Raw genomic sequence first — 16,713 nt, 5'->3', positions numbered from 1 at the left:
GGCATCGATTCTCATCGAGGCGCGGGGTAGCTCCCCCACTCAGACGCCGAATAGATGAAAGCAAGCCAAACACGACATCAGAAACAGTATTGCAGAAAAGGGGGTAACCATAGATGTGGGAGCTGGCTTGCCGGCGATGCAGACACCTCGGTTGGTCAGGTAGACCGAGGTGATGCTATCGCTGGCGAGCCAGCTCCCACAGTAGTGCCGTGCTGTTTCGAACGAAGCTTAGACGCCCAGGTAATCCAAAATCCCTTCGGCGGCATTGCGGCCTTCGAAGATCGCCGTCACCACCAGGTCGGAACCGCGCACCATGTCGCCACCGGCGAAGATCTTCGGGTTGCTGGTCTGGTGCTTGAACGTGCCTTGTTCCGGGGCCACGACGCGGCCCTGGCTGTCGGTCTGGATGTCGAACTGCTCGAACCAGGCGGCCGGGCTTGGACGGAAACCAAAGGCGATGACCACGGCGTCGGCCGGGATAATCTCTTCGGAGCCCGGAATCGGCTCGGGGCTACGGCGGCCACGGGCGTCCGGCTCGCCGAGACGGGTCTCGACCACCTTCACGCCTTCGACCCGGTCCTCACCCACAATGGCGATCGGCTGGCGGTTGTAGAGGAATTTCACCCCTTCTTCCTTGGCGTTCTTCACCTCTTTGCGCGAGCCCGGCATGTTCGCTTCGTCACGACGATAGGCACAGGTCACCGACTTGGCACCCTGGCGAATCGACGTTCGGTTGCAGTCCATGGCCGTGTCGCCGCCGCCCAGCACCACAACCTTCTTGCCTTTCATGTCGACGAAATCTTCCGGCGACTTTTCAAAGCCCAGGTTGCGATTGACGTTGGCAATCAGGAAGTCCAGTGCGTCGTAGACGCCCGGCAGGTCCTCACCGGCAAAGCCGCCCTTCATGTAGGTGTAGGTGCCCATGCCCATGAACACGGCATCGTATTCGGCGAGCAGTTGCTCGATGGTCACGTCCTTGCCCACTTCGGTGTTGAGGCGGAACTCGATGCCCATGCCGCTGAAGACTTCGCGGCGATTGCTCAGCACGGTCTTTTCCAGCTTGAACTCGGGGATGCCGAAGGTCAGCAGACCACCGATTTCCGGGTTCTTGTCGAACACCACCGGGGTCACGCCACCGCGCACCAGCACGTCGGCACACCCCAGGCCCGCCGGGCCTGCACCGATCACCGCGACACGTTTGCCGGTCGGCTTGACCTTGGACATGTCCGGGCGCCAGCCCATGGCAAACGCGGTGTCGGTGATGTACTTCTCCACCGAACCGATGGTGACCGCGCCGAAGCCGTCATTGAGGGTGCAGGCACCCTCGCACAGACGATCTTGCGGGCACACCCGGCCGCAGACTTCCGGCAAGGTGTTGGTCTGATGCGACAGTTCGGCGGCGGCAAGGATGTTGCCCTCGGCCACCAGCTTGAGCCAGTTGGGAATGAAGTTGTGCACCGGGCACTTCCATTCGCAATACGGGTTACCACAACCCAGGCAGCGGTGGGCCTGGTCGGCCGACTGCTGGGGTTTGAAGGGCTCGTAGATTTCCACGAACTCTTTCTTGCGTTGACGCAACAGTTTCTTCTTCGGATCCTTGCGCCCGACCTCGATGAACTGGAAGTCATTATTCAGACGTTCAGCCATGTTAAAACCTCATCAAACTCTTCAGGCGCATATCACTGCGGGTTGGCACGGGTGCTGGAAAGCAACGTTTTCAAGCTGGCAGCCTTGGGCTTGACCAACCAGAAACGGCGCAGGTAATCATCGAGGTTCTCGGCGAGTTCACGACCCCACTCGCTGTCGGTTTCCTCGACGTACTCGTTCAGCACACGCTGCAAATGGCTACGGTAGGCTTCCATCGCCTCGCCGCTGATCCGCTGGATTTCCACCAGTTCGTGGTTGACCCGGTCAACGAAGGTGTTGTCCTGGTCGAGCACGTAGGCAAAACCACCGGTCATGCCTGAGCCGAAGTTGTAACCGGTCTTGCCCAGGACGCAGACGAAACCACCGGTCATGTACTCGCAGCAGTGATCGCCCGTGCCTTCGACCACGGTGTGGGCACCGGAGTTACGCACCGCAAAACGCTCGCCCGCGGTACCGGCGGCGAACAGCTTGCCGCCCGTGGCGCCGTACAGGCAGGTGTTGCCGACAATGGCGCTGTCCTGCGTCTTGTAGAGGCTGCCCTTGGGCGGAACGATGACCAGTTTGCCGCCGGTCATGCCTTTGCCCACGTAGTCGTTGGCATCGCCTTCCAGGTACATGTTCAGGCCGCCGGCGTTCCACACACCAAAGCTCTGCCCGGCAGTGCCTTTGAAGCGGAAGGTGATCGGCGCGTTGGCCATGCCCTGGTTGCCGTGTTTACGCGCGATTTCACCGGAGATCCGCGCACCGATCGAACGGTCGCAGTTGCAGATGTCCAGGGCGAATTCGGCACCGCTCAGGTCGTTGATGGCCGAGGTGGCCAGGTCGACCATTTTCTCGGCCAGCAGGCCCTTGTCGAACGGCGGGTTGCGCTCCACCTGGCAGAACTGTGGCTTGTCTGCCGGGATGTGGTCGCTGCCCAGCAACGGGGTCAGGTCCAGGTGTTGCTGCTTGGCGGTCTGGCCTTCGAGGATGTCCAGCAGGTCGGTACGCCCGATCAGCTCTTCGAGGGAGCGCACGCCCAGCTTGGCCAGCCACTCGCGGGTTTCTTCGGCGACGTAGGTGAAGAAATTCACCACCATGTCGACGGTACCGATGTAGTGATCCTTGCGCAGCTTCTCGTTCTGGGTCGCCACGCCGGTGGCGCAGTTGTTCAGGTGGCAGATGCGCAGGTATTTGCAGCCCAGGGCGATCATCGGTGCGGTGCCGAAGCCGAAGCTTTCAGCGCCGAGGATGGCCGCCTTGATCACGTCGAGGCCGGTTTTCAGGCCACCGTCGGTCTGCACCCGCACCTTGCCGCGCAGATCGTTGCCGCGCAGGGTCTGGTGGGTTTCCGCCAGGCCCAGTTCCCACGGCGCACCGGCGTACTTGATCGAGGTCAGCGGCGAAGCACCGGTGCCACCGTCATAGCCGGAGATGGTGATCAGGTCGGCATAGGCCTTGGCCACACCGGCGGCAATGGTGCCGACGCCGGCTTCTGCCACCAGTTTCACCGAGACCAGGGCCTTGGGGTTGACTTGCTTGAGGTCGAAAATCAGCTGCGACAAGTCTTCGATGGAATAGATGTCGTGGTGCGGCGGAGGCGAGATCAGGGTCACGCCAGGCACTGCGTAACGCAGCTTGGCGATCAGGCCGTTGACCTTGCCGCCCGGCAGTTGCCCGCCTTCGCCAGGCTTGGCGCCCTGGGCCACTTTGATTTGCAGCACTTCAGCGTTGACCAGGTATTCCGGGGTCACACCAAAACGGCCAGTGGCGACCTGCTTGATTTTCGAGCTCTTGATGGTGCCGTAGCGCGCCGGGTCTTCGCCGCCTTCGCCGGAGTTGGAACGCGCACCCAGGCGGTTCATGGCTTCGGCCAGGGCTTCGTGGGCTTCCGGTGACAGCGCGCCGAGCGAGATACCGGCGGAGTCGAAGCGCTTGAGCACCGATTCCAGTGGTTCGATCTCACTGATGTCCAGCGGCGTCGCGAGGGTCTTGACCTTGAACAGGTCGCGGATCATCGACACCGGGCGGTTGTCCACCAGCGCCGTGTATTCCTTGAACTTGCCGTAGTCACCCTGCTGCACAGCGGCTTGCAGGGTGTTGACCACGTCCGGGTTGTAGGCGTGATATTCGCCACCGTGGACGAACTTCAGCAGGCCGCCCTGCTGGATCGGCTTGCGCGGGCTCCAGGCTTCGGCAGCCAGGGCTTTCTGTTCGGCTTCGATGTCGACGAAACGCGCGCCCTTGATCCGGCTCGGTACGCCACGGAAGCTCAGGTCGCAGACTTCCTGGGACAGGCCGATGGCTTCGAACAACTGCGCACCGCGGTACGACGCGATGGTGGAGATGCCCATCTTCGACAGGATCTTCAGCAGGCCCTTGGTGATGCCTTTGCGGTAGTTCTTGAACACCTCATAGAGGTCGCCCAGCACTTCGCCGGTGCGGATCAGGTCGCCCAGCACTTCGTAGGCCAGGAACGGATAGACCGCCGAAGCGCCGAACCCGATCAGGACCGCAAAGTGGTGCGGATCGCGCGCGGTAGCGGTCTCGACCAGGATATTGGAGTCGCAGCGCAGGCCTTTTTCGGTCAGGCGGTGGTGCACCGCGCCGGTAGCCAGTGAAGCGTGGATCGGCAACTTGCCCGGGGCAATGTGCCGGTCACTCAGCACGATCTGGGTGCGACCGGCGCGCACGGCTTCTTCCGCCTGGTCAGCGACATTGCGCACCGCGGCTTCGAGGCCAAGGCTCTCGTCGTAGTTGAGGTCGATGACCTGGCGTTCGAAGCCCGGGCGATCGAGGTTCATCAACGAGCGCCACTTGGCCGGGGAAATCACCGGCGAGCTGAGGATCACGCGCGAGGCGTGTTCCGGCGACTCCTGGAAGATGTTGCGCTCGGCACCGAGGCAGATCTCCAGCGACATGACGATGGCTTCACGCAGCGGGTCGATCGGCGGGTTGGTGACCTGGGCGAACTGCTGGCGGAAATAGTCGTACGGCGTGCGCACACGCTGGGACAGCACGGCCATTGGCGTGTCATCGCCCATGGAGCCTACGGCTTCGTAGCCCTGCTCACCCAGTGGACGCAGCACCTGGTCGCGCTCTTCGAACGTCACCTGGTACATCTTCATGTATTGCTTGAGCTGGTCGACGTCGTAGAAAGCCGAACCGTGGTCGTTGTCTTCCATGGTCGCCTGGATGCGCAGGGCATTCTTGCGCAGCCATTGCTTGTACGGATGACGGGACTTCAAACGGTTGTCGATCGCATCGGTGTCGAGGATCTGCCCGGTCTCGGTGTCCACGGCAAAGATCTGCCCAGGCCCTACACGGCCCTTGGCGATCACGTCTTCCGGCTGGTAGTTCCAGACGCCGATTTCCGAGGCCAGGGTGATGAAACCGTTCTTGGTGGTGACCCAGCGCGCCGGACGCAGACCGTTACGGTCAAGCAGGCACACCGCATAGCGACCGTCGGTCATGACCACGCCGGCCGGACCGTCCCACGGCTCCATGTGCATCGAGTTGTACTCGTAGAACGCACGCAGGTCCGGGTCCATGGTCTCGACGTTCTGCCACGCTGGCGGAATGATCATCCGCACGCCACGGAACAGGTCGATGCCGCCGGTGACCATCAGTTCCAGCATGTTGTCCATGCTCGAGGAGTCGGAACCCACGCGGTTGACCAGCGGGCCGAGCTCTTCCAGGTCCATCAGATCGTTGCTGAACTTGGTGCGACGGGCCACGGCCCAGTTGCGGTTGCCGGTGATGGTGTTGATCTCGCCGTTGTGCGCCAGGAAGCGGAACGGTTGGGCCAGCGGCCATTTCGGCAGGGTATTGGTGGAGAAGCGCTGGTGGAACACGCAGATTGCGGTTTGCAGGCGCTGGTCACTCAGGTCTGGATAGAAGGCGGTGAGGTCCGCCGGCATCATCAGGCCTTTGTAGATGATGGTCTTGTGGGAAAAGCTGCAGATGTAGTGGTCGGTGTCGGCGGCGTTGGCCACGGACGAACGACGACGGGAGCTGAACAGCTTGATGGCCATGTCCTGGTCGCTCAGGCCATCGCCGGCGATGAACACTTGTTCGATCTGCGGCAGGCGCTCCAGGGCCAGGCGGCCGAGGACGCTGGTATCGATCGGCACTTTGCGCCAGCCGACCAACTGCAGGCCTTCGGCGAGGATCTCGCGATTCATGTTCTCGCGGGCGGCCTCGGCGCGCGCAGGGTCCTGGTTGAAGAACACCATGCCCACCGCATATTGCTTGGGCAATGCTACGCCGAAGGTTTCCTGGGCGATTGCCCGCAGGAACACGTCCGGTTTCTGAATGAGCAGACCGCAACCGTCACCGGTCTTGCCGTCGGCGTTGATCCCACCGCGGTGGGTCATGCAGGTCAGGGCCTCGATGGCCGTTTGCAAAAGGGTATGACTGGGCTCGCCCTGCATATGGGCTATCAGGCCGAAACCACAGTTATCCTTGAATTCATCTGGTTGGTACAGACCTGCTTTCATAGACACTTTCTCACCAGGCTGCCTCTTATCAAGGCAAATTTCTTTTCAATTCAACCGCTTACCTTCCGCGCCGAACGTACGCCAGCTTTGCGGGGGCAAAAGGGAGGTCATTGTACACACCGACACAGAGGCTCACAAATTTGACGACGAAATGTCGCAAATCTATGTCGCATTTATGAAAGGTTTAAAGCGATCTACTGTGCTAGTCAAAACTTTTTTTAATTTTGACCGCAACCACTCAAAGACTACTGTGACGCAGACACCACAAGGCACGCGGCCCGAGGGCAGCATGCCTTGCAGAAATTTTGAGGTGCCGGGAGAGGCGGCCTGGGTAAGGCCGCCGAATCTTCAGCGAGCTGTTGCCAGTTCTTGTTGGACGCTGGCGACGGAGCGAGGCCAAGGTTTACCAGCCTGAACCTTCGCTGGCAAGGCCTTGATGGCGGATACGGCGGCATCGCGGTTGGCGAAGTTGCCGTAGGTGATGACGTAAAGCGGCTTGCCGTTGAGCACTTTCTTGAAATAACGGTACTCGCCGCCCTGCTCCTTGACGAAGCTCTGGGCCGCGGTTTCCGAGCTGGTGCCGAGGATTTGCACCACATAGTTACCCGGCTTCTGACCGGCGTACCAGGTGCCACCGGCTGCCGGTGCCGCCTTGGCGACAGTGGCTGGTTTGGTCACTGGCGCAGGCTTGACCACCGGCGCCGGTGCCGGCTTGGCCACTGGCGCAGGGGCTGGCTTAGCCGTCGCGACCTGGGTTGGCGCAGGCACGGGCTTGGCCGTCGGCGTCGGCGTCGGCGCAGGGCCGGCTGGAACACCGCTAGGCGGAGCAATGGTGGTCACGGTCGGTGGAACACTGCTGGAGCCTTCGAGCGGCACGCCGTCGTCGCCTTCGGTGATGCCACCGGCAGCTTCAGCCAAAGGACTGCGCATCACCGGCTGCGACTGACCGACCAACGGCAAGGGCATTGGCTGGGTATTGCCGGCGAATTCGACCGACGGCGCACCGCCGTTGGCACCCTGGCCCAGGGGCAGTTGCGCCTGCTCGTTGGCAGGTGCCCCGGTGGTTGGTGTCTTGCTGCGACCTGGCAGCAACCAGGCGGCAGCCACCGCGACCACGACTACGGCGGATATCGCCAATACGTGTTTCTTCGGCATGTTGAACCCCATACTTGGACGCTTGACCGCAGAGCGGCTAGCAATCATGGCTTCGATCATCGCATCGCGGGCAACCTGGTTGATGTTTCCAGGCCAGCCGTCGGAGCTTTCGTGAATCTCAGAGATCTGATTAGCGGTAAAAAGTTCGATTCCCCGGCCCGCCCCTTCAAGGCGCTGGGCCAGGTACTCGCGGGTTTCTTCTTCCGCGTAGGGTTGCAGCTCGATCACGTGGAAGCGCTCTTCCTCGGTGCTCAACTGCTCAAGCCCGGCGATCAGCGAAGGTTCGCCAAACAGGAACACATGGGGACGGCCTTCCGGGGCGCCGGCCGCCAGGGCCAGCAAGGCCTCAAGCGCCGATTCGTCGAGCTGCTCGGCGTCATCCACCAGCAGATAGACTTCCTGGCCAGTCAGCGCCAGTTGCACCACTTGCTTGAGGATCGCACCGACTTCCGCCTGGGCGACGTCCAGGGACTGGGCGACCTGACGCAGCACACCCGCCGCATCGCCGGCACCACGGGCGGAAACCACCACGCTCTGCACCGACTGCTTGTTGGTGCTGGCTACCAGCGCCTGGCGCAACAGGGTCTTGCCACTGCCCAGCGGCCCCGTGACCACCAGCAGCAACTGGCTGTAGCGGGCCAGGTGATGCAGTTGCCCCAGCACCGGTTTGCGCTGGGCAGGGAAAAACTTGAAGCCAGGCACCCGCGGAGCAAAAGGGTCGTGGTTCAACTGGTAGTGGCCTAGGAACGCCTCGTCGGCATGCAAACTGGTCATTGTGATCTTATTAACCTTTCAGCTGAGCCAGGGCGCGGTAATCCGCTCCCAGCGTTGCCTGTAAAATCTCTTTCGGATAATCGTCGGTCACGACTGCTTCGCCCATACGGCGCAACAGCACCAGGCGCAGACGTCCGTCGAGTACTTTCTTGTCGATTGCCATGTGTTCGAGAAAATCGGCTTCGCTCATCTCTGGCGGCGGAATCACCGGCAACCCGGCGCGCAGGAACAGGGCAATGCCTCGATCACGCTCCTCGGGGGTGATCCAGCCGAGGCGCGAGGACATTTCCATGGCCATTACGGTGCCAGCAGCGACGGCCTCACCGTGTAGCCACACACCATAGCCCATGTGAGTTTCGATGGCGTGACCAAAGGTGTGCCCCAGGTTGAGGGTGGCGCGCACGCCGGTCTCACGCTCGTCAGCACCAACCACCGCGGCCTTGGCTGCGCAGGAGCGCGCGATCGCATAGGTCAGGGCGTCCTGGTCCAGGGCCCGCAGGCGGTCGACGTTTTCTTCAAGCCAGGTGAGGAACGGCTCGTCGCAGATCAAGCCGTACTTGATGACTTCGGCCAGCCCCGCGGACAGCTCGCGCGCCGGCAGGGTGTTGAGGGTGGCGGTATCGATCAGCACCACGTTGGGCTGATAGAAGGCACCGACCATGTTTTTGCCCAGCGGATGGTTGATGCCGGTCTTGCCGCCCACCGAGGAGTCGACTTGCGACAACAGCGTGGTCGGTACCTGGATAAAGTCCACGCCACGCTGGTAACAGGCGGCAGCGAACCCGGCCATGTCGCCAATCACTCCGCCGCCCAAGGCGATCACGGTGGTACGGCGGTCATGGCGCGCGGTCAGCAGGCCGTCGAAAATGCTTTGCAGGGTTTCCCAGTTCTTGAAGGCTTCGCCATCGGGCAGAACCACAGAAATGACCGAGAACGGGGCCAGGCTACGGGTCAGGCGCTCCAGATACAGCGGGGCAACGGTCTCGTTGGAGATGATTGCCACTTGCCGTCCGGCGATGTGCGGTGCCAGCAACTCGGGCTGATCCAGCAACCCTTCGCCAATATGGATCGGGTAGCTACGCTCGCCTAGATCAACCTTAAGTGTCTGCATGTGTCCCCACAGTAAGTTGGAATCAGGCATCCTGCCTTATGTTATCGACTGGCCACGTCTGCCTGTGTGACGTGGCGCTAGCCATGCGCCACACGCGACGGCCGCCATGGCGCGACGCCGAGGATAGCGCATTTCGGCCTGCGTATTAACGGGGAGGTAGCTGCTGCAAGCGTTCCAGAATATCCAGCACCACCATCCGCGGTGGCCGCTCATCGGTTTGCACCACCAGATCGGCGATTTCCCGATACAGCGGGTCTCGCAGGGTCAGCAAGTCACGCAGGGTTTTTGCCGGATCAGCCGTACGCAGCAAGGGACGATTGCGGTCGCGCGCGGTGCGCCCGACCTGCTGCTCGACCGAGGCGTGCAGGTAGACCACGCGACCGCCGGCGTGCAACGCCCGACGATTGGCTTCGCGCATGACCGCGCCACCGCCGGTCGCCAGCACCACGCCATCGAGCTCGCAGAGTTCGGCGATCATCGCCTGCTCGCGGTCACGAAAGCCGGGCTCGCCTTCCTTATCGAAGATCCACGGGATATTGGCGCCCGTGCGCAATTCAATTTCCTTATCGGAATCCTTGAACGGCAGACGCAGCTCTTTGGCCAACAAGCGGCCGATGGTGCTTTTACCCGCACCCATTGGCCCAACAAGAATCAAATTTCGCACAGAATCAATGACTCACAGCAATCGCCTGGTTATTCATGATACGCGGAGTGAGAAATACCAGCAGCTCGGATTTTTTCTCCGACACCACGTCACGCCGGAAAAGGCGGCCAAGATACGGCACATCACCAAGAAATGGCACCTTATCTACAACCTTGCTTTGAGTATTTGAGAAAACCCCGCCAATCACGATGGTTTCCCCATCGATCACCAGCACCTTGGCATTGACCTCGTTTTTCTTGATCGGCGGCACATCCTGCACCCTGTTCAGGTAGTCGGGCTCGTCCTTGGTCACCTTGACCTCCATGATGATGCGGTTGTCCGGGGTGATCTGCGGCGTCACCTCCAACGACAGCGAGGCCTCCTTGAACGACACCGAGGTGGCGCCGCTGGAACTGGCCTCCTGGTAGGGAATTTCAGTGCCCTTGAGGATCTTCGCGGTCTCCTTGTCGGCAGTCACCACCTTGGGCTGCGAGACAACTTCGCCATTGCCGGTCTTTTCCATGGCCGACAGCTCAAGGTCGAGCAACAGGTTGTTGGTAATGAAGGCAATGCCAAGCCCCGAGGTAGCGCCTGCTGCCCCCATATCGACGAATGGTGCACTGCCCGCACTGACCAGGGCCGCTTCATTGCCACCCACCCCGGAGGCACTCCAGTTACCCCGACCCAACGACCCACCCCAGCGCACGCCCAGGCTCTTGTCGTAATCGACATTGGCCTCGACGATCCGCGCTTCGATCATCACCTGGCGTACCGGCACATCCAGCTGCGTGACGATCCGTCGTAGCTCGTCCATTCGATCCTGGGTCTGGAGGGCGATGATGGCGTTGGTCCGCTCGTCCACTGTCAGCGTGCCTCGCTCGTCGAGCCGGTCCTGGGCATTGGTCACTGACTGGAACAGCCGGGCGATCTCTGCGGCCTTGGCGTAATTGATCTGCAACAGCTCACGCCGCAGTGGCGCCAGTTCCGCCAGCTGTCTCTGCGACTCCAGCGCCTGACGCTCGCGAGCGGCAATTTCCTGCGCGGGGGCGACCAGCAGGACGTTGCCGACCCGGCGCTGGTCCAGAGCCTTGGTCTTGAGCACCAGGTCCAGCGCCTGGTCCCAGGGCACGTTATCCAGGCGCAGCGTGATGCTGCCCTGCACCGAGTCACTGGCCACCAGATTGAGGCCCGTGAAGTCGGCGATCAGTTGCAGCACCGATCGCACTTCGATGTCCTGGAAATTCAACGAAAGTTTTTCGCCACTGTAGGCAAGGCGCTCGGCGCGCCGATCTCCCGGCAGCGCGGCAACGTCCAGCTCGCTGACATTGGCCAGCAGCCCCGGTGACAGCAACGCTGCCCAGAGCGCCGCCACGCAGTTCACAAGCATCCTGTGCATGAGTTAAAGCTCCCCTAGGAGTGCGTGTTCAAGGAAAGGCTGCGGGGTCGTTCCAGCCAGGCACCCCGGCCATCTGGCACCCGCTCAAGCACCTCGACCCGGCTCTCGCTGACGGACACCACGCGCCCCTCGTTGCGCCCCAGGTAGTCACCCACCTTGAGCCGATGCACCGCACCCGCGCCGCGCAATAGTGCATACGTCCCCGAGGCACCGACCAGGGTGCCGACCATCTCGAACTGCTCGATGCCAAAACGCTCGAGATACTGACGGGGTCGCTGCCGTTCTGGCTCGCCCCTTGATTCGCCCCGCACCCGCTGCTCCTCGCCTGCCGTGACCGACGCCGAGAACGGACTGCGCAACGACGCCGCGCCGTAACTGAATACCGGGTAGGGATGTAACTTCGGCAGGGGCTCGATGGGGCTGGACGCGTCAAAACGCACTGCCTCCATGTAGCGGTCCAGGTCATTGAAGTCGCGCTCGCCGCCGCAGCCAGCCAGACCACCCAGCAGCAACGCCGCCCACCCGCAGCGTGCCGCGCTCATGGTTGCGGCTCCTTGTTGGCGGAGCGATAGGTTCTCGCCAGAACAGTCATGCGCAGCGTCGGACCATCGCTCGAATCCAGCGGGCGGATACTGAAATCGTGCAGGGTGACGATTCGCGGCAAGGCCGAAAGCGCGCTGACGAAGGTCGCCAGGTCATGGTAGGCCCCCGTCGCGCTGATCTGGATTGGCAGCTCGATGTAGAACGGCTGGTTGACCTCGGGCAACAGTCTGATCTCTTCGAACTCCAGACCGCTTCCCAAGCCTGTGCGACTGATGTCTTCCAACAGCCCTGGCACTTCGCTGTCGCCGGGCAGTTGCCGCAACAGCGTGGCAAAGGCACCTTCCATAGTCCTCATCTGCTCGAGGTAGGGCTGTAAATGGGCCGCCTGGTGCGCCTTGTCCACAAATACTTGCTTGAGCTCGGCCTCCCCGGCACGGGCGAGGGCCAGCCGTTCTTGCAGTTCGCGCAAGTGCAAGCTGTAGCCCAGGGTCAACAGCACCATCATGACCAGCACGCCCACCAGGATTTTGCCCGGCACCGGCCACGTCGCCATATTGTGCATGTCCAGGCCATCAAGGGTCACCCATGGAAACGGCCTCATGCCTCCACGCCCGCTTGTGCCTGACCAACGGTCAAGCGGAAAACACTGGCCGGGTCCTCGGCGCCAGCGCTTGCCACCTTGACCTCCTCCAGCACAGGAACCGCCAGGTCACCCGCCACCGCAAGACTACGCAGTAGCTCCGAGACCTGGACCTTGGACTCGGCCACACCGCTGATCGACAGCGTCTTGCCGACCCTCTGCAGCTCAGTGAAATACACCCCATCGGGCAGCGCGCGAGCCAGTTGATCGAAGAGCCTGACGCTGGCCGGCCGATTACCTTGCAGGCCCTGGATAATCTGCAACCGCGCCAGTAACTGCTCGCGCCGGGCTTGTAGATCGCTGATCTGGCGGATCCGCTCATCCAGGCTGGCGATCCGGGTGCCGAGATAGGCATTGCGCGAGGCTTGCCGCTCGATGGCGTGGTCAAGGAAACGCTCGCCCAGCAGGATGAAGCCAATCGCGGTCACGGCGACCCCGACCAGGACCCGCAGGAAGTGCTGACGTTGCGCCTCGCGCTGCAGGTCGCGCCACGGTAGAAGATTGATCCTGGCCATCAGTCAAAGCTCCTTAGCGCCAGACCGCAGGCGACCACCAATCCGGGCGCGTCATGGGCCAGCGCCGCAGCATCGACCCCACTCCCCAAGGCCATGCCGGCAAAGGGGTTGGCCACGCGGGCCGGGGTACCCAGGTACTGTTCGAGCAGGCGATCCAGCCCGATCACCGCGGCGGCCTCTGCGGCGAGCAGGATATGCTCCACAGCGCCGTGCCGCCCCAAGGCGAAGAACTCCTGCAACGAACGCGATACCTGTTGCGCCAATACCTGGGCATCGGACCGCAGGCCCTGCCCACCCGGCTGCGTCGTCAATTCTGCCGGCTCGAGAACAAACTCATAGCTCGGCTCACCGGCCTGCGTCAGCTGGCGCGCTCCCAGCAGTAGTTCGCGGGCATACAGGACCTGACCATCGCCTATCACCCTCAAGGTCGTCAGACCGTTACTTGTGTCGACCAACGCCACCAGCGGCTGCTCTCGGGCACCGCCCAGGTGCGCTGCCAGCCGCTCCACGCAACGCACCAGCGCATGGGCCTGGACATCCACCACCTGCGCCTTCAGCCCGGCCAGCTCCAGCGCAGCCTCCAACTGCTCGACATGATCCTTGCGACAGGCCGCCAGCAGCACCTCGACCCGCCCCGGATGGTACCGGGAGACGCCCAGCACCTGGAAATCCAGGGCCATCTCATCGAGGGGGTAGGGAATGTACTGATCCGCGTCCAGCTTTAGCTGACTCTCCAGATCGTCGCTCGACAGCCCCGCTGGCATTTCCAGGGTCTTGGTGATGACCGCTGATCCGGAAACCGCCACCGCTACGCTACGAACCCGAGTCCCGGCTTTCAGCCACACACGGGCCAATGCCTGCCCCACGGCCTCCACTTCGACAATGGCGGCCTCGACCACGGCATTCGCCGGCAGAGTCTCTGTTGCATAGGCGTCGAGCCGATAACAAGCGCCTGAGCGGCTTAATTCGACCAGCCTGACCGAGGAGGCAGCGATGTCGATGCCCAAAAGTGTGCTAGGTTTTTTCCTGAAGAGTCGTGGCACAGTCAATTCCCTATGACTTTCCGTGAGTTACACGCGTTTTACCGGCTTTGCAGGCAATCGCGGTGTCTTGACAGCGTGGCCAAATGCGCTGCGGGCGGAAAAATGCTTATAATGCCCAGCGTTTTTTTCCGCTTTCTTCAAGCGCAGGCCGCTCCTTGTTTTCCCTGAATGCCCTGACGCCAAATTCATTCTTTGCCCTGGATATCCAAAAGCCTTGATTCGTCTGCTGAAATTTTTCGGGTGGTCCATCGTCGCCGTTTTCTGCGGTCTGCTGCTGGGTCTGAGCGGGGCGTTTCTCTACCTTAGTCCGGGACTGCCGTCGGTGGAGGCACTGCGAAGTATCCAGTTGCAGATTCCTCTGCGGGTCTACAGCAGCGACGACAAGTTGATCGCCGAATTTGGCGAAATGCGCCGCAATCCCATACGTTTCGCCGACATTCCCCCTAATTTCATTAATGCGTTACTAAGTGCTGAAGACGACAACTTCGCCAACCACTACGGCGTCGACCCCAGCAGCCTGATGCGGGCCGCCACCCAACTGGTGAAAAGCGGTCACATCCAGTCCGGCGGCAGCACCATCACCATGCAGGTGGCGAAGAACTTCTTCCTGACCAGCGAACGCAGTTTCTCGCGCAAGACCACCGAGATCCTCCTGGCCCTGCAGATCGAACGCCAGCTGACCAAGGACGAGATCCTCGAGCTCTACGTCAACAAGATCTACCTGGGTAACCGCGCCTACGGCATCGAGGCCGCGGCGCAGGTGTACTACGGCAAGTCGATCCGCGACGTCAGCCTGGCGCAGATGGCGATGATCGCCGGCCTGCCCAAGGCCCCTTCGCGCTTCAATCCGCTGGCCAACCCGGCGCGTAGCAAGGAACGTCGCGACTGGATCCTGGGGCGCATGTACAAGCTCGGGAAAATCGACGAGGCGGCGTATCAAGCGGCCGTCAATGAGCCGTTGAATGCCAGCTATCACGTACCAACCCCGGAAGTGAACGCCCCCTACATCGCCGAAATGGCCCGTGCCGAAATGGTCGGGCGCTATGGCAGCGACGCCTACACCGAAGGTTTCCGCGTCACCACGACCGTACCGAGCAACCTTCAGGAAATGGCCAACACGGCCGTGCATGAAGGCCTGATCACCTACGACCAGCGTCACGGCTACCGCGGCCCCGAATCCCGCCTGCCTGGCAAGACGCTCGACGCCTGGGCCAGCGAGCTGTCCAAGCAGCGCGCCATCAGCGGCCTTGAGCCGGCTATCGTGACCGAGGTCGACAAGAACGGCGTGCAGGTCCTGACCCGCACCGGCGCAGAGCACGTGGCGTGGGACAGCATGAAATGGGCCCGGCCGTTCCTCAACACCAACAGCATGGGCCCCAATCCGCGCCAGCCGTCCGATGTGGCCCAGGTCGGCGACCTGATCCGCGTCCAGCGCCAGCCCGACAACAGCCTGCACTTCAAACAGATTCCGGTCGCCCAGGGCGCACTGGTGTCGCTGGACCCACAAAACGGTGCGATCCGCGCCCTGGTTGGCGGCTTCGCCTTCGAGCAGAGCAACTACAATCGCGCCATGCAGGCCAAGCGCCAGCCGGGTTCGAGCTTCAAGCCATTCGTCTACAGTGCCGCCCTGGATAGCGGCTACACCGCAGCCACCCTGGTCAACGATGCGCCGATCGTGTTCGTCGATGAATACCTGGACAAGGTCTGGCGTCCGAAGAACGACACCAACACCTTCCTCGGCCCGATCCGCATGCGCGAAGCACTCTACAAGTCGCGCAACCTGGTCTCGATCCGCCTGCTACAAGCGATGGGTGTGAGCAAGACCATCGACTACATCAGCCGCTTCGGCTTCAACAAGCAGGACCTGCCGCCGAACCTGTCGCTGGCGCTGGGCACCGCGACCCTGACACCCATGGAGATCGCCACCGGCTGGAGCACATTCGCCAACGGCGGCTACAAGATCGCCCCGTACATCATCGAAAAAATCGAAAGCCGTAATGGCGACACGCTGTTCGTCGCCAACCCGGCGAGCGTGCCCAAGGGCGATATCGCCAGCAACGGCATCGCCGCACCGACCAGCGAGACCTTTACCGTCAACGCCACGCCGGGCGAAGCCCCGGCCGCGCCAGCACCCGAGCAGGCACCGGCGATCGCGGAACGTATCGTCGACCCGCGCACCACCTACATCCTCAACAGCATGCTGGAGGACGTGATCAAGCGTGGCACCGGGCGTCGCGCCCTGGCGCTGGGCCGCAGCGACCTCGCCGGCAAGACCGGGACCACCAACGAGTCCAAGGACGCCTGGTTCTCCGGCTACAACGCCGACTACGTAACCACCGTCTGGACCGGTTTCGACCAACCGGAAAGCCTCGGCCGGCGCGAGTACGGCGGGACCGTCGCGCTGCCGATCTGGATGAGCTACATGGGCGCCGCCCTCAAGGACAAGCCGCCGCACACCCAGCCAGAGCCTGAAGGCATCCTCAGCCTGCGGGTAGACCCGATCAGCGGTCGCGCAGCCTCTCCAGGCACGCCAGGTGCCTACTTCGAGCTGTTCAAGGCCGAAGACACGCCTCCGACTGGCAGCGAACTGGGCAACGGCAGCGCCCCGGGCAGCCCGCTGCCGGCCGACGAAGTGGCGCCGATCGATTTGTTCTAGAGGAGCAGCCGCACGCTTTAAGCGACAAGCAGCAAGAGAAAAGCAGTGATGTGCCGCTCCTGACTTGTAGCTTGCCGCTTGAAGCCAACCCATAAAAAACCCTGGCTCTTCA

10 protein-coding genes and 1 pseudogene are annotated in these 16,713 nt (G+C 62.2%); 1 reads left to right on the top strand and 10 read right to left on the bottom strand.

The window, feature by feature from the left end:
- Positions 1-228: 228 nt before the first annotated feature.
- The 10 genes and pseudogenes from AACY45_RS08275 to pilM all read right to left on the bottom strand — a co-directional run bounded on the left by AACY45_RS08275 (position 229) and on the right by pilM (position 13,945).
- The gene (locus tag AACY45_RS08275; protein ID WP_339544986.1) at positions 229-1,647 is read right to left on the bottom strand and encodes an FAD-dependent oxidoreductase; all 1,419 of its coding nucleotides are present in this window, start codon (positions 1,645-1,647) and stop codon (positions 229-231) included.
- A gap of 32 nt (positions 1,648-1,679) precedes the next feature.
- Positions 1,680-6,125 carry a glutamate synthase large subunit gene (gene gltB, locus AACY45_RS08270; RefSeq protein WP_339544985.1) on the bottom strand — a complete coding sequence of 1,482 codons (4,446 nt, stop codon included), beginning with the start codon at positions 6,123-6,125 and terminating at the stop codon, positions 1,680-1,682.
- Positions 6,126-6,473: 348 nt separating this feature from the next.
- Complete coding sequence (locus AACY45_RS08265; protein WP_339544984.1) at positions 6,474-8,054, bottom strand: SPOR domain-containing protein; 1,581 nt, start codon at positions 8,052-8,054, stop codon at positions 6,474-6,476.
- 10 nt (positions 8,055-8,064) lie between these two features.
- Positions 8,065-9,165, bottom strand: coding sequence for a 3-dehydroquinate synthase (aroB, locus tag AACY45_RS08260; protein WP_339544983.1), 1,101 nt, complete (start codon positions 9,163-9,165; stop codon positions 8,065-8,067).
- A 145-nt stretch (positions 9,166-9,310) separates the two neighbouring features.
- Complete coding sequence (gene aroK, locus AACY45_RS08255; protein WP_339544982.1) at positions 9,311-9,829, bottom strand: shikimate kinase AroK; 519 nt, start codon at positions 9,827-9,829, stop codon at positions 9,311-9,313.
- 4 nt (positions 9,830-9,833) lie between these two features.
- Positions 9,834-11,078, bottom strand: a pseudogene (locus AACY45_RS08250) (type IV pilus secretin PilQ); the annotation flags it as partial.
- Positions 11,079-11,218: 140 nt separating this feature from the next.
- Complete coding sequence (locus AACY45_RS08245) at positions 11,219-11,746, bottom strand: pilus assembly protein PilP (protein ID WP_339544981.1); 528 nt, start codon at positions 11,744-11,746, stop codon at positions 11,219-11,221.
- Positions 11,743-12,348 (bottom strand): type 4a pilus biogenesis protein PilO, encoded by a 606-nt coding sequence (locus AACY45_RS08240; protein WP_339544980.1) that lies wholly within the window; start codon positions 12,346-12,348, stop codon positions 11,743-11,745. Before AACY45_RS08240 ends, AACY45_RS08245 begins: the two co-directional genes overlap by 4 nt.
- Entirely contained in the window at positions 12,345-12,902 is a 558-nt protein-coding gene (locus tag AACY45_RS08235) for a PilN domain-containing protein (RefSeq protein WP_339544979.1), read from the bottom strand. The genes AACY45_RS08240 and AACY45_RS08235 overlap by 4 nt, the downstream gene beginning before the upstream one ends.
- Positions 12,902-13,945 carry a type IV pilus assembly protein PilM gene (pilM, locus tag AACY45_RS08230; protein ID WP_339544978.1) on the bottom strand — a complete coding sequence of 348 codons (1,044 nt, stop codon included), beginning with the start codon at positions 13,943-13,945 and terminating at the stop codon, positions 12,902-12,904. Before pilM ends, AACY45_RS08235 begins: the two co-directional genes overlap by 1 nt.
- 217 nt (positions 13,946-14,162) lie before the next feature.
- Here pilM and AACY45_RS08225 point away from each other — a divergent pair, with 217 nt between their 5' ends.
- A complete protein-coding gene (locus AACY45_RS08225; protein WP_445261173.1) occupies positions 14,163-16,601 on the top strand; it encodes a penicillin-binding protein 1A in 2,439 nt (812 codons plus the stop codon).
- Positions 16,602-16,713 lie beyond the last annotated feature (112 nt).

The sequence above is a fragment of the Pseudomonas sp. RA_35y_Pfl2_P32 genome, from assembly GCF_963970735.1.
In the GTDB taxonomy this organism is placed as follows: Bacteria; Pseudomonadota; Gammaproteobacteria; order Pseudomonadales; family Pseudomonadaceae; genus Aquipseudomonas.
Note: the sequence above shows the minus strand (reverse complement) of the source record. Positions and strands in the feature narration are given on the sequence as shown.

Excerpts from the sequence above, each read along its gene's own strand:
- AACY45_RS08275 (WP_339544986.1), bottom strand. The coding sequence starts at position 1,647 with ATGGCTGAACGTCTGAATAATGACTTCCAGTTCATCGAGGTCGGGCGC.
- AACY45_RS08245 (WP_339544981.1), bottom strand. The coding sequence starts at position 11,746 with ATGAGCGCGGCACGCTGCGGGTGGGCGGCGTTGCTGCTGGGTGGTCTG.
- AACY45_RS08240 (WP_339544980.1), bottom strand. The coding sequence starts at position 12,348 with ATGAGGCCGTTTCCATGGGTGACCCTTGATGGCCTGGACATGCACAAT.
- gltB (WP_339544985.1), bottom strand. The coding sequence starts at position 6,125 with ATGAAAGCAGGTCTGTACCAACCAGATGAATTCAAGGATAACTGTGGT.
- AACY45_RS08265 (WP_339544984.1), bottom strand. The coding sequence starts at position 8,054 with ATGACCAGTTTGCATGCCGACGAGGCGTTCCTAGGCCACTACCAGTTG.
- aroB (WP_339544983.1), bottom strand. The coding sequence starts at position 9,165 with ATGCAGACACTTAAGGTTGATCTAGGCGAGCGTAGCTACCCGATCCAT.
- AACY45_RS08235 (WP_339544979.1), bottom strand. The coding sequence starts at position 12,902 with ATGGCCAGGATCAATCTTCTACCGTGGCGCGACCTGCAGCGCGAGGCG.